The sequence below is a fragment of the Polyangiaceae bacterium genome (assembly GCA_015075635.1).
Taxonomy (GTDB): domain Bacteria; phylum Myxococcota_A; class Polyangia; order Polyangiales; family Polyangiaceae; genus JADJKB01.
In genome coordinates this window covers 2,554,325-2,566,008 of the sequence record JABTUA010000001.1, presented here as the reverse complement: position 1 = coordinate 2,566,008, position 11,684 = coordinate 2,554,325, and the positions used below count along the sequence as shown (strand labels likewise).

Annotated in this window: 12 protein-coding genes, 1 tRNA gene and 1 pseudogene; 5 read left to right on the top strand and 9 right to left on the bottom strand. The window is 65.5% G+C overall.

Annotated elements, in window-relative coordinates; genetic code table 11:
• Window positions 1-48 precede the first annotated feature (48 nt).
• The 4 genes from HS104_11525 to HS104_11510 all read right to left on the bottom strand — a co-directional run bounded on the left by HS104_11525 (window position 49) and on the right by HS104_11510 (window position 4,352).
• Window positions 49-783 carry an SUMF1/EgtB/PvdO family nonheme iron enzyme gene (locus tag HS104_11525; protein MBE7480597.1) on the bottom strand — a complete coding sequence of 245 codons (735 nt, stop codon included), beginning with the start codon at window positions 781-783 and terminating at the stop codon, window positions 49-51.
• Between the two features lie 552 nt (window positions 784-1,335).
• Window positions 1,336-2,835, bottom strand: coding sequence for a hypothetical protein (locus HS104_11520; protein ID MBE7480596.1), 1,500 nt, complete (start codon window positions 2,833-2,835; stop codon window positions 1,336-1,338).
• A 471-nt stretch (window positions 2,836-3,306) separates the two neighbouring features.
• Complete coding sequence (locus tag HS104_11515) at window positions 3,307-3,939, bottom strand: hypothetical protein (GenBank protein MBE7480595.1); 633 nt, start codon at window positions 3,937-3,939, stop codon at window positions 3,307-3,309.
• Window positions 3,936-4,352: a hypothetical protein gene (locus tag HS104_11510; protein ID MBE7480594.1), complete on the bottom strand. Its 417-nt coding sequence runs from the start codon at window positions 4,350-4,352 to the stop codon at window positions 3,936-3,938. Before HS104_11510 ends, HS104_11515 begins: the two co-directional genes overlap by 4 nt.
• A 67-nt stretch (window positions 4,353-4,419) precedes the next feature.
• Between HS104_11510 and HS104_11505 the strand changes: the two genes are divergently transcribed.
• Window positions 4,420-4,722 (top strand): hypothetical protein, encoded by a 303-nt coding sequence (locus HS104_11505; GenBank protein ID MBE7480593.1) that lies wholly within the window; start codon window positions 4,420-4,422, stop codon window positions 4,720-4,722.
• A 218-nt stretch (window positions 4,723-4,940) separates the two neighbouring features.
• On the opposite strand, the gene HS104_11500 is transcribed toward HS104_11505, so the two are convergent.
• Together HS104_11500 and HS104_11495 are read right to left on the bottom strand one after the other, a co-directional pair.
• Window positions 4,941-5,828, bottom strand: coding sequence for a phage Gp37/Gp68 family protein (locus tag HS104_11500; protein MBE7480592.1), 888 nt, complete (start codon window positions 5,826-5,828; stop codon window positions 4,941-4,943).
• Between the two features lie 46 nt (window positions 5,829-5,874).
• A complete protein-coding gene (locus HS104_11495) occupies window positions 5,875-6,711 on the bottom strand; it encodes a hypothetical protein (protein MBE7480591.1) in 837 nt (278 codons plus the stop codon).
• Between the two features lie 216 nt (window positions 6,712-6,927).
• Here HS104_11495 and HS104_11490 point away from each other — a divergent pair, with 216 nt between their 5' ends.
• The 3 genes and pseudogenes from HS104_11490 to HS104_11480 all read left to right on the top strand — a co-directional run bounded on the left by HS104_11490 (window position 6,928) and on the right by HS104_11480 (window position 8,098).
• Window positions 6,928-7,374 (top strand): hypothetical protein, encoded by a 447-nt coding sequence (locus HS104_11490; GenBank protein MBE7480590.1) that lies wholly within the window; start codon window positions 6,928-6,930, stop codon window positions 7,372-7,374.
• 32 nt (window positions 7,375-7,406) lie between these two features.
• Window positions 7,407-7,592 carry a hypothetical protein gene (locus HS104_11485; protein ID MBE7480589.1) on the top strand — a complete coding sequence of 62 codons (186 nt, stop codon included), beginning with the start codon at window positions 7,407-7,409 and terminating at the stop codon, window positions 7,590-7,592.
• A pseudogene (locus tag HS104_11480) lies at window positions 7,589-8,098 on the top strand (recombinase family protein). The gene HS104_11485 and the pseudogene HS104_11480 overlap by 4 nt, the downstream one beginning before the upstream one ends.
• A gap of 720 nt (window positions 8,099-8,818) precedes the next feature.
• Here HS104_11480 and HS104_11475 read toward each other — a convergent pair.
• The 3 genes from HS104_11475 to HS104_11465 form a co-directional block, all read right to left on the bottom strand.
• Window positions 8,819-9,205: a hypothetical protein gene (locus HS104_11475; GenBank protein ID MBE7480588.1), complete on the bottom strand. Its 387-nt coding sequence runs from the start codon at window positions 9,203-9,205 to the stop codon at window positions 8,819-8,821.
• A tRNA-Glu gene (locus HS104_11470) sits at window positions 9,194-9,271 on the bottom strand. The genes HS104_11475 and HS104_11470 overlap by 12 nt, the downstream gene beginning before the upstream one ends.
• Before the next feature lie 39 nt (window positions 9,272-9,310).
• Window positions 9,311-10,666, bottom strand: coding sequence for a hypothetical protein (locus HS104_11465; protein ID MBE7480587.1), 1,356 nt, complete (start codon window positions 10,664-10,666; stop codon window positions 9,311-9,313).
• Window positions 10,667-10,780: 114 nt separating this feature from the next.
• Here HS104_11465 and HS104_11460 point away from each other — a divergent pair, with 114 nt between their 5' ends.
• Complete coding sequence (locus HS104_11460) at window positions 10,781-11,683, top strand: SUMF1/EgtB/PvdO family nonheme iron enzyme (GenBank protein ID MBE7480586.1); 903 nt, start codon at window positions 10,781-10,783, stop codon at window positions 11,681-11,683.
• Window position 11,684: the final 1 nt, after the last annotated feature.

The following is an 11,684-nucleotide window of genomic DNA, read 5'->3' as shown; positions in this document are numbered from 1 at the left end:
GGCCAGCGGGTGTTGAGAAGATCGTTGATGCGGTGGCTGGCTGTCGCCCTACGGCAATTCGTAGCAGCAGCGAATCCCGACAGCCTCGGTCTTCGCGAACCGATTGTCGTATGCCCACGCGCCGCACGACAGCTCTGCGCCACTGCTTGAGAAGGCACCGCCGCGGACGTTGCACGTGTCCCAGCGATCGACGAACTGATCGCATGCGTTCTCCCATTCGCCCACGTTGCCGCTCAGATCGAACATCCCCGTGAATCCCCCCTCGCAGATCGGGAGTGACCCAGCGACGACTGGTGCAAGCTGGCCCTCTCCACGACACGCGGTCGGTTGGTACTTGTCCCCGTAGGGGTAGGCGCGTTCACCGTCGTGCGAGCAGGCCGCCATCCAACGGCTTGCGTTCGGGTCGCTGCCGTCTGAGTAGTCGAGAGTGCTCCCTTCTGCGCCGCCGCAAAGATCGCCTCCAGCCCACTCGCAGTAGGCGCGTGCGTCGCACCAATCGACGAAGGTGACCGGTGTCTCTGGACTCGCGGTTGGCCACTTGGCTGTCGGCACGTAGGACTCGTTCCACTTGCAGAACGCCGGCTGGGACTGTGGCGGCTCCTTCAGGAACTCAGAGTACCTGGCACCGGTGACCTCGGTTCGATCAATGCAGAAGGTGCCGAGCTTCGAATCAACCTCGACCGCCGACTCTGGGCAGCCCGAGGCGGGCGGCCGGTCGGTGTGCGTGGTCTCTCCCCCACACGACACGGTCCAAACGGCCGCAAGTAGAGCTGTACGCATCATCTGATTCACCGGCAACTCCAGAACTCCGTTTGACCTGCTCGCTTCCTGACACAAGCACCCGATGCACATTCACCATCGTGCTTGCAGAGTTGGCGGAACGGCGACCGCGCTTCGGCGTCGCAGGTTGGGGCACAGCGCACCGAAGAGCCAAGCACGCAGCACACGTGTCCCTTTGGGCAATCCGCGGCCTCATCACATTCGAATTGGAGCAAGTCCGCTGGGCATCCCTGAGTTCGCGCGACGCACGCCGCCTGGGTAGGGGACATGCAACAAGAAGACGTCGCTAGATTGCACGGGTCGGTTCCGCACGTCATCGTGCCTGGGTCAGAAACAGCGCGTTCGTGGGAGTCCTCGAATCGAAGTGCGACCGAAGGCAGGGCCCGCAGCGCGACGGCTTCCGGGGGACTTGCCGTGGTCGCGGTGATTGTTGGCCGTGCCCGCGGTGGGGATTCAGGTCGCCTCCACGCGAGCATGGCCGCAATTCCCAACACGACGGCGACTGAGCCGAACCCGACTCGCAGCCAGCTCGGGAAACGAGCCACGGTCGCCGCCTCACAACCAGGTCGCGAACGCGATCCTGAAGTCGCCGTCTTGTGGCTCAACAAGCGTGCCCGGTGAGGGCTGCGTCCACGCACCAATCCACCCGCCGGTCTGGCCGAGCAACCCTGGGTGATGTGCAACGCCTTGGTACTCGTAGACGCCGCGGCTTTCTGGATACGGTGCGAGGGGGTTGATGGGGAAAAAGCTCGAACCCGAGATCTCGAAGGCCGCGGTGTTGGACTGCCACCCAGCGCCTGAACTGAAGAACCCTCGGGTTCGCCGCTCGACCCTGCCGCCGGCGGTCGCTTGGTACCAAGTCACGAAGATCGTTCCCGAGAACACTCGATCAATCGAGTCGGTGAACGTGGAAAGCGCAATCGCGGGTTGGGTTTGATCCGCGTCCGAGAGCTGCCCATCGAAGACATTTTGCAGATTCCAACCCTGACCGCTGAGCGGCGCTGTTGCCAACGAGATCCGCCGTGGCACGACCAGCGGTGGGTCGAACGAGATGAGCGGGCCTTTGGAGTAGACGACCGCGATCTTTTGGCTCTGCGGATCGACGACAATTTCGGGGTCGCTCTCCTCGATGTGGCCCTGCGACGCGCAGTCGCTGGTCAGGTACTGATCGACACACGAGATGAAGCGATTGGGGCCGTTGAGCTTCGAAACATAGATGCGACGCCACTCTGGTCCGCATTCCGGATCTGCGGCCAAGTTGTTGCTGAACGCCAGATACAACGTTCCGGTTGGGGTCGCGTACAGGTTGCCGCGTCCCATGTCCTCCACTGGCTGGGGCGTGCAGTTACCCCAGATCATCTCCGCGGGGCCATCCTCGCCTGGTGCTTGAAGCATCTGCGGCGACGCCGCGAAGCCAAGCGATCCATCGGACGGGGAGAGGTTCACCTTCTGAAGCCAGATGTGACCCACCGCCGCCGGTGGGTTGGGCGGAACGCGCTTTCTGCCATCCTGGTAGGTGACGTAGAGGGCGTCTTGGAGGAAGTTGTCGAGCGCGGCCGAAGTCTTGTCGGCGAAGCCGACGTCTGCCGGAGCGAGCACCAACTTGCACTGAATGCCGGGCTCGTCGAACCGGCCCGAAGGACCGGTGCGAACCACGGCAAGCGCGCCGGGTTGTATGAACCCGTAGAGCGCCACCGCGTATGCGTGCTGAAACCCTCCTGGCGCGAGCACCGCGCGCGGCACAACGACGTCGGTGTCCCCACGGAAGCCGATCGCGGGGGGACAATCCGCGTTGATCCCTTCCAGGTCGTCCCACCGCGTGGCAACAAACGATCCCGCGCCGTCGAGGCTCGCATAGAGATGTCTGTTGGCGCTCATGTACACCCGCCCGTCGGGGAACTCTTCGCTCGGGTCGGTGGCTGCAACCTGAACCTCGGCGTCTTGAAGCTCGGTTTCGACTATTTGTTGATCGAGGGTCGGGCGAGTGGGATTGCAGGCCGTGAGAGCTGCCAGGAGGGCAACTGTCGAGACCAATCCGGATCGGATGCGTTCCATGGGCTCCCTCCAGCGCTACACGAAGCACTCACACTTGCACTTGCCGTCGGTGCACATTCCAAGCCCTGGATCTGGGCTGCAAGTTGCCGCGCAGGCCGCGTCGCATGCTGAAGGGTTGCAGCCCCCGTCGGGCACTCCACCTGCGCCGCCAGCGTCGCCAGCGTCTGGGTGGGCCCCCGATCCGCTCCCCGAACCGGAGCCACTGCTGCCACCCGCGGAGGCGTCGGGGGAACGATGTGCCGATGAGGTCGAGCCGCCACAGTTTGCGGCGAGTGCGGACGCGAACAGCGCCCCCAGTAACGGCCCCGAAAATCGTCCCACGCCGCCATGGTAGCGGTGATTCCCAGCGCCTCGCAAGAGTCCACGGCTGACTTGCCGGCAATCACCAGCGAGGACGACCAGGCTGGCACACGGAGGTGGATCGCGCTCTGGCGGTTGCTCGTAACCAAGCTCACTTGGTGTGTAGGTGTCTCACTCGTCCGGCCCCCGATGCCTCGTCGCCTCCTCATCCACCCAGTCGTCCTCCAGATACGACATGCCCTTCCTGCCAGGCACTTGTCGTCTCGCCCCCGGCCGATACACCGAGCAAGACTTCGGCCCATAGCAAAAGGTCTCGACCCGCCACTTCACCTTCGATTGATCCCATTGGTCGATGACGATCTCGACCGCCATCTTCGCGCCCCACATGCAGGAGCCGCACTTGGAGTCGTACGTCTTTGGGTCCAGGCGGCGATGGCCTCGCGCTCGGTAGACTTCGAGATCCGGCGGCGGAACACCGAGCCATGGCGGCGGCGATGAAGCGTCCGTCGCCGGTCGGTTCACCAGCTTGAGCCGAGCGGTCTTGTACAACTCGGCCACTTCGGTGCGCGCGTCCTCCACCGGCTCCGACTCGCCCGAGACTTGGTCGCCCGCTCGGAAGGCATGCTTGACCTGAGCAGCCTTCCCGATGGCGACAACGAATTCGCGCTGCTCGCCCCCGATGGTTCCGTCCACGCGCAATACGTAGCCGAGGTAGGAGTGGCTGCTCTGGTCGAAGGAGCGAGTGAGCCGGATGCGGGGCTGAACGCCGGTGATGGTGCCGGCCCAGGGGATCTTGTCGCTCATGGCGTAGCCTTCGGAGCTTCGCGCGCTTCGGCGACAAGACGAAAGCCAGAGCCGTCCGCTTCCACCCGGAGGTTCACCAAGAACGGGATGTGGCGGTACTTCTTTTCGCGGTCGGTGAGCAGTTGCTTCACCAGGACGCGAAGCTCGGCCGGCATCTTCGCCATCGCCTCGTCGAGCATGCTCCGCAGCTTTACTTGCTCAGGGTCACCTGTGCGTTCTAGCACCGGAAGGTTCCAGCAGACGCTCGCCGCCATGAACACGCGCCGGAGATCGTCCATGCTGTGGGGCCGTTCCAGCGCCTCGATGAGCGGCGCGGCGAAGTCGAGCATCAGTTCGGACACTTTGCCCGGAATGACGTTGCCCTTGGCGTCGATCTTGTGGAGGCCCTTCACGCGCTTGAGCTTCGATCCCACGAGCGCGACGGTAACACGGCCCGGCGAGTGCCTGGCGTCTTGACATCGCGCGAGTCAAACTACCGCCATGGCTTCACCGTACAGCATTGCGATCTGGGCTGCGCGCAAGTTGCACGAGCAGGGCCGGCACGCGTCCAAGTGGTACGCCGGCATCACCGATCACCCGCCTGCCCGCCTCTTCGACGAGCATGGTGTCGATGAGCACCGAGATCTTTGGGCCTGGGTGCAGTGCACGAGCGCCGATGTGGCACGGGAAGCTGAACGATTTCTACTCGCCGCTGGCTACCAGGGAGGGCCCGGCGGCGGACACGACGGCAGCGTCTTCGTCTACGTGTACAGGATCACGCCGGACACCTGCGAAACCTGCTGAACGCGGGAGCGGACGGCGTCGCGCGCGTGTAGGTGTGGTGGCCCGGTGGCTGTTCGGCCGTCGTGGAATTCGAGGACGAACCTTTCAGGAAAGACCAGGCTCCACGACAGACGGCGACTGGATCACCAACGGCCCGCTCCGGCTCTGGCCCCCGCCAACGAATAGTCCATTCGATAGCCATTCGGAGCCGCGTGCGCAAGCTCCCAGCGGTCGATCTTCTATCGAGCCCGAGGCGTCGGAAACTCGCTCCACTCGCGCCCGTCGAGTACGCGGAAGTTCTTGGTGGCGAGCTTGACGAGCTTGTCACTTGCGCCATCTCGCTGCGCCCAGTTGCCCCACTGTTTGAAGAAGAACCAGATGCCGGCCTCGGTCACTTGGTCGCGGAGCCGCCTGACCCAATCGATCTCTGCCGGCCGAGCTTGAGTCCCCGACTCGCCACCGACGATCACCCAGTCGAGCTTGTCGAGCCAAGGCGACAGATCGAGCGGCCCAAGCAGGGGCTCCACGCTGACGAAACGCACCGGTGCAGGAATCTCGACTAGATGCGGCAAACGTTGAGCGGCGCGCTGCTGGTCTTCGACCGTCGCACCGACCCACGCGTTCGCCGGCCAGCTCGACAACCACTTCTTGGGCACCATCTGCTTGATCGAGTGGGGACGCTTGCTCAAGAACTGGAAGTTGAGCCAGGCGCACTTGGGAACGAACTCATCGAACAGCCTGGCTCGCGCCACGTCCATCATTCGGTTGACCTCGTCGAGTCGGTGCTTGTCGAAGAGGTCACCCATGCTCTCCACGAAAACGCGAGCAGGCTGTCCTGCCGCCTCGGCCTCGCGGTTCCACTTGTACGGACTCTTCAAGATCGCACTGTGAGCCGGAGGAAAGGCCCTCGGTGCGTCTGCTCCCCAGATCTCCGGTCGTTTCGGATCCGTGAAGCGCGTGCGCCTGGGTTCGGCTCGACCTTCGCCGATGATCAACCAGTTCAACGGAAGCCGGTGATGTGCCTGTGCTTCGGCGTAGCAGTGATCGCACGCTGGCGAGACGCGAGTGCATCCCCACCACATGTTGAACGTGTGGTGTGTCCATTCGATTGACGAATTTGTTCCCATGTCGTTGCTCCTCTCGAATTAGCTTGGCGTGGCCGATTCGTCGCACTCAATCAGCGGTCGGCCGACTGAAGCCCCACACGCGTCCACGTCCACCTGCCACAACACGCCACACTCCACCGCGCACGCGAGCGGTCGGATGTTGGTGCTTGGCGTGATCGAGCCTTGCGCGTCCGGTGGCGTACAGGTCATCGCCCGCGCGGTAGAGCTTGCCGTTGCCGAGTGCCCCCAGGTGATGGGACTCACGCACGATGCCTTCGCCGCTTTCGACTAGCGTCGCGCCGGAAGGCAGACGGTCCACCGGGACGAACGCAACGTCGCCATTTCGTACAATGTCGCTGAGGTCGTCCTCATCGCATCCCCAGATCTTGGCCAGCGCGATGCGCACGCCAGCAGTCAGTTCACGCTGGACCCGCGCCGATCGACGAAACTCTGGAATCGGGTGGGCGAACGCTAGACCATTCTCGTTCCGGCCGATCAGGTAGTAGTCCTTCCGCACGCGCGTGTACCGACGCGGATCGAACACGGCCTCGCGTACCTGGACGACGGCCAACATTTCCCCGTCGGAATACGAGTACACCGACGCGTTGATCGCGCTGCCCCGACCACGTCGATCTGACTCGATCCCTGTACTCCACGCAGTACCGTCGAGATCGTCCAGGATGACGCGCAGCCAACCCGGAACGGCCTTGAGCGCGCCGAACCTGTCTCGTTCGACCTCGGGCGGCGAGGCTCGCTTCCTGGCGTCGGCTGCGAGTTTGCCGCTCTTGGACGGCGGCACGATGACACGCGGCGGCTTGCAGGTCGCGCTCGGGTTGGTTGCTGACGCACCGCTCTTCGGTTGGTGTGCTTCCCGGTCGTACTTCTTGCTGGTGTTGATGGTCACGATTGCCTCTCTTCCTTGTCCCCTGCATGACCTCTCTTTCCCCGCCGGGCTGATCTACCGGCGGATGGCAGACGCGGGACTGCTATGCCCGCGCCGCTCGGATCAAGATAGTCATCGAGTGCAGCGGTGCAACGTCGCTCGGCGCATTGGCCGGCAGATCTTCGTCGCGCTCGTCTCGGTCAGCGCTCGTCGCGTTCGCGCTAGCGCCGCCAGGAAATGATCGCCGAGTTGCTACTCGGGCTCATCGTAACGCGCGCTTTCGAATTCCGGATTTTGGATCACCAGGATCATTTTTCGTGTCGCGCGTCGAACCGCTATTACTCCGTCGCTCTCGATGTCCGATCGACTTTCCTGTCGCACGCGTCGTTGCCGAATCGAGCCGAAGCTCATCGCAACGGCGACATTTTCAGAGCGACGTTTCGAACTCGCGTTTGGGAGGGATGGGTGGCCAATCCGGGACGAAACATGCCCTTCCAGCGATCGTCGGCCTCTTTGGCGACGCTCTTCATGGAACGCCGCGTCATGCTCGCCAACCCCGTCGCCGGTGATGATCGGTTCCGGTTTTCGTTCCGGACGCCCGTGCGCGACCACCAGGAACGGTCATGGAACCACAGGGCGACGCGACGGTCGGGCGACGAGAATTTTCTGCTCGCGTTTGCTTGACACGTGCGCCCACTGAGGGCAGACGATCCCGGATGCCACGTGGAGCGGCGCTGCTGGAGATGAGGCCGACGCCGTACGGCTTCAGCCACGTCCGGCTGAAGCTGCACCGCGCTGCCAACACCAACGGATCGCGGGTCGCTTTGTCCATCGACGACATGAAGGCCGTCGTGGAGGTCTTCGGCATCCTCCGCGCCTGGCGTGACGAGGGGCGACGATGATGACGGGCCACCGGCACAACGAGTCGAAGCCGCCTTGGTGGGACACCAAGAACCGCCGCGCAATGCTCATCTGCCGCATCAGCGACAAGAAGCAGAAGGACGGTGTGTCCCTCGATGCGCAGGAGAAGGCGGCGACTGACTACGCGCAGGATGTCAGCTTGGAGGTCGTGGCGGCGAGGCCGTTTCAGGAGAGCGCCAAGAAGTCCGCGCTGAGGGCCGAGTTCCACGCGGCCATCGCCGAAGCTCGGAAGCAGAACATCAAGCACCTGGTGTTCTCCTTCTGGGATCGCATCACGCGAAACTTCACCGACGCAGAGCTGCTGGAGGAGATGATCCGCGACGACGAGATCACGCTCCACATCGCGGCCGGCCGTACCGTGCTTCATTCGCAGAGCGACGACTCCGAGTTCTTCATGTTCGACATCAACGTCGCGCAGGCGAAGCAGGACAACCGGCTCCGGCGGCGAAAGACGATCGACGGGATGGAGCAGCGGTGTCGCAACGGCTGGTATCCGAGCAAGCCGCCGTGGTTCTACTGGCAGCAGCCGGTGCTGGACGAGGACGGTCGTCCCAAGCGGCGCGGCAGCACCGTGATGGGGCCCACGCCCGAGGGTCGCCGCCTCCTGCGCCGGGAGATGGAGCTGCACCTTCGCGGCTTCAGCCTCACCCGCATCCGGGAGATGTGTCTCGAAGAGGGGCTCGTGCCGGCGCGCCTGATCCCGAGGTACCACTGCTCGATCATCGACGCGCATCTCAAGAACGCTTTCTACGCTGCGATCCCGAACCCGCACGACGGCTTCAGGAGCCAGTTCGTCTGGCGCGGCAATTGGTACGAAGCAAAGCACGAGCCGATCTTCACTGCCGAGGAGTGGGAGCGCCTGAGGGCGTCGTTCGGGGAGCGCACGCTGTACCGGAAGCTCCGGCACGATGGGCTCTTCGCTCAGGGCCCGCTCTCGCTCACATGCGCGGAGCCGGCGTGCTCTTGCAAGATCACGTATGCGCCGAAGTCCAAGCCGAATGGGGTCGTGTATCCCTACTACCGCTGCGCGGACGGCCGGCGCGTGCACCGTGGCAGAGGCGAGTCGCAGGTGAACGTCCGCGAACAGCAGATCCTCGACCAGCTCGTGAGCGCTGCGGACGCCATCCAGGTCACGACCGAGTTTGCCGAGACCGTGGCGCGCGCGCTGAACGAGACGCACAGAGCGGCGATGGCCGCGAAGGCGAAGTCAGCGGAGGTCTACCGTGCCGAGATCCGGTCGCTCGAAGAGAGGGAAGACCGGCTCTTCGATCGGTTCGACAGCGGCGAGATCGACCGCGACACCTACGACCGGCAGCTCGCACGCCTTCGCTCGGACAAGCAGGATCGGTTCGAGAAGCTCCGTGACGCGGACGGCGAGATCGACGCCAGCTACCTCGAAACGGCCGAGAGCGTTTTGGAACTCGCCAAGAGTGCGAGATCGTTGCTCGAAGCTCGTTCGCCTGCGGAGCAGCGCGATTTTCTGGAACGGCTGGTTTGTAACCCGCGCCTCGATGGGACAACCGTGCGTTTTGATTTCAGAAAGCCCTTCGACGTGCTTGCGAAAATGCGCGGAGTTGACGGATGGCGTCCCCAACGGGATTCGAACCCGTGTTACAGCCTTGAAAGGGCCGTGTCCTGGGCCGGGCTAGACGATGGGGACCGGCAGGGCCGCCTCATCTAGCAAAACTCTTCGGGCTGCTCAAGGGCTCGCCTCCAGGGTCCAGAGCGCGCCGCGCCTTTGATCGCCCACGAAAACGCGGCCTTCGAAGGCCGTGAGGGGAGCCGCGCAGTAGGCGTCGTTCAGGGCGAAGGGGGACTTTTTGTCCTCGACCCGGGCGAGAACGAGCGGGCCGTTCGCGCCCAGCTCGAGCAGCGCGCGCTCGGCCATGACGAGCAGGCGCTCGCCGACGCGGAGCAGGTCCGTCGGCGCACCGGCATCCGCAGGCAATGCGACGCGGGTCCACTGGTCGCCGTCCTCGGTGACGCGGAGCTCGCCGCCGTCGCCTCCCACGGTGATCCAGTAGAGGCGCTCGCGGTCGGCGAACCAGCGCACGGTGTGAGCGCCGCCGGAGTCGGTGACCTGAACGGCGCGCGCGTGCTCCGGAGCGAGGGCGGTGGCGTCCTTCGGCGGCGAGAGCACGACGTAGTCGTGGCGATCGATGCCGTAGAGCGGGCTCACCGCGACGTAGAGGCGATCCTTGAACCGAGTCATGTAGCCGAGGCGCACCGCCGCCTCGCCGCGAGCGCCGTCGTAACTGTAGGCGACGTCCCAGCGATCGGGCTTGTCGCCTTCGACGAAGAGCACGCCGGGCGAGCGCGACGCGGTGGCCTTCGGGGGGACGACGGCGCCGCTCGAGGCGTAGCGCTTGCCGCGGAAGCGGATCACGTCGAACACATGGATGGCCCCGGGCAGGAGGATGCTGCCGCCGCGCTCGGCGCTCGGGGCGCGGGGCGGGCGATGACCGGGCCGGCCGACGGGCTCGAAGCGGCCGCTGGCGCTGCTGGTGAACACGTAGCCTTCGACACCGAAGGCGACGCCCAGGCCCAGGTAGGGCGGATCGGCGTCGGGCACGTAGAAGCGCCCCTCGATGTCGCGGATGCGCAAGAAACCCTGACCGCCGGCTCCACCCTGCTCCGGCTCGCCGGGACGGTTCCAGTCGAAGACCAGCGCGAAGGGCTCCTTCTGCTTCGGGTCGTAACGCGTGATCGTGGCGCCGGTGTAGCCGAGCGGCGAGGTGGCGTGCGCCATGAACAACACGCCATCTCGGACCGCGAAGTCGCAGATGCGCTGGAGCGCGGACCAGTGACGGCCGACCTTGGTCAAGCGGGGGCGCTCGGGCAGCGTCAGAGCAGGGGCCGCGACCTCGTCGTTGCCGTCCTCGTCGAGTTGCTTGGGCTTCGCCGGTACCGGCGCTTTGGGCGGCGTCGCGCTCGCGCTCGCGCTGGGCGCGGACGCGGAAGCGCTCGGGGCGGGGGCCGGAGGCGCGCTCGGCGACGGCGGCGGCGCGTTGCAGCTCGCGATCAGCAGGGCCCAGGCGAAGGGTCGGCGCGCCACGCGGCCGAGCCTAGCGCGGGCGCACCTCCGCCGCGATTTCCGGCGTCTAGCGGGCTGGAACGCGGAGGGCCAAAAACTCGGCCGGAGTCCCAGGTCTGGGTAGGGTCGGCGGCGATGCTTCGCCGCCTGATGCCGCCGCTCGCCCTGGGTCTGCTCGCCGGCTGCGCCGCCAGCGACGACGGCAGCCCCCCGCCAGCCGCGAAGACCCAGGCCGTGGCGCCGAAGCCGCGCAAGAAGGTGGTGAAGAAGCCCGCGACCGAGCGGCCCGCGCCCAAGCCCGCGGTGGCGCCCGAGAAGAAGCCCGAGGCGCCGGCCTGCCCGGAGGACATGGCGCTGGTCGCGGGCGATCACTGCCGCGCCGTGGCGCAGCCCTGCCTCGAGCAGCTGAGCGCGAACGACGGCGGCGCCGACGAGAACCGCTGCGCCCGCTTCGATGCCTCCAAGTGCGTGAGCACCGCGCCGGAGCCGCGCAAGATGCGCTTCTGCATGGATCGCTACGAGTACCCGAACAAGGTCGGCGAGTTGCCGATGACTCTGGTGAGCTGGACCGACGCGGAGCGCATCTGCCAGTCGCACGGCAAGCGCCTCTGCACGGAGAGCGAGTTCACCTTCGCCTGCGAGGGCGAGGCGATGCTGCCGTACACCTACGGCCACGAGCGTGACGCGAAGAAGTGCAACATCGACAAGCCTTACCAGACGCCGCAGAAGCACCTTCTGCCCTACGAGCAGTGCCTGGCCAACGCGAGCTGCGCCGCGGAGTTCAAGCGGGTGGACGGGCGCGAGCCCATCGGCTCGCACCCGGAGTGTGTGTCGCCGTTCGGCGTCTACGACCTGAACGGCAACGCCAACGAGTGGGTCAGCCAGCCCTGGAAGGACGCGCCGCGCCGCTCCGGCATCAAGGGCGGTTGGTGGGGGCCGGTCCGCAACCGGTGCCGCGCCATCACCATGAGCCACGGCGAGAGCTACCTCGGCTACGAGGTGGGGTTCCGCTGCTGTCAGGACGCCGCCAAGCCCTAGC

What these genes read in the sequence shown, in the direction of transcription:
- HS104_11525 (MBE7480597.1), bottom strand. Translation starts at nt 783, where the DNA reads ATGATGCGTACAGCTCTACTTGCGGCCGTTTGGACCGTGTCGTGTGGG.
- HS104_11520 (MBE7480596.1), bottom strand. Translation starts at nt 2,835, where the DNA reads ATGGAACGCATCCGATCCGGATTGGTCTCGACAGTTGCCCTCCTGGCA.
- HS104_11515 (MBE7480595.1), bottom strand. Translation starts at nt 3,939, where the DNA reads ATGAGCGACAAGATCCCCTGGGCCGGCACCATCACCGGCGTTCAGCCC.
- HS104_11505 (MBE7480593.1), top strand. Translation starts at nt 4,420, where the DNA reads ATGGCTTCACCGTACAGCATTGCGATCTGGGCTGCGCGCAAGTTGCAC.
- HS104_11500 (MBE7480592.1), bottom strand. Translation starts at nt 5,828, where the DNA reads ATGGGAACAAATTCGTCAATCGAATGGACACACCACACGTTCAACATG.
- HS104_11490 (MBE7480590.1), top strand. Translation starts at nt 6,928, where the DNA reads ATGATCGCCGAGTTGCTACTCGGGCTCATCGTAACGCGCGCTTTCGAA.
- HS104_11485 (MBE7480589.1), top strand. Translation starts at nt 7,407, where the DNA reads ATGCCACGTGGAGCGGCGCTGCTGGAGATGAGGCCGACGCCGTACGGC.
- HS104_11460 (MBE7480586.1), top strand. Translation starts at nt 10,781, where the DNA reads ATGCTTCGCCGCCTGATGCCGCCGCTCGCCCTGGGTCTGCTCGCCGGC.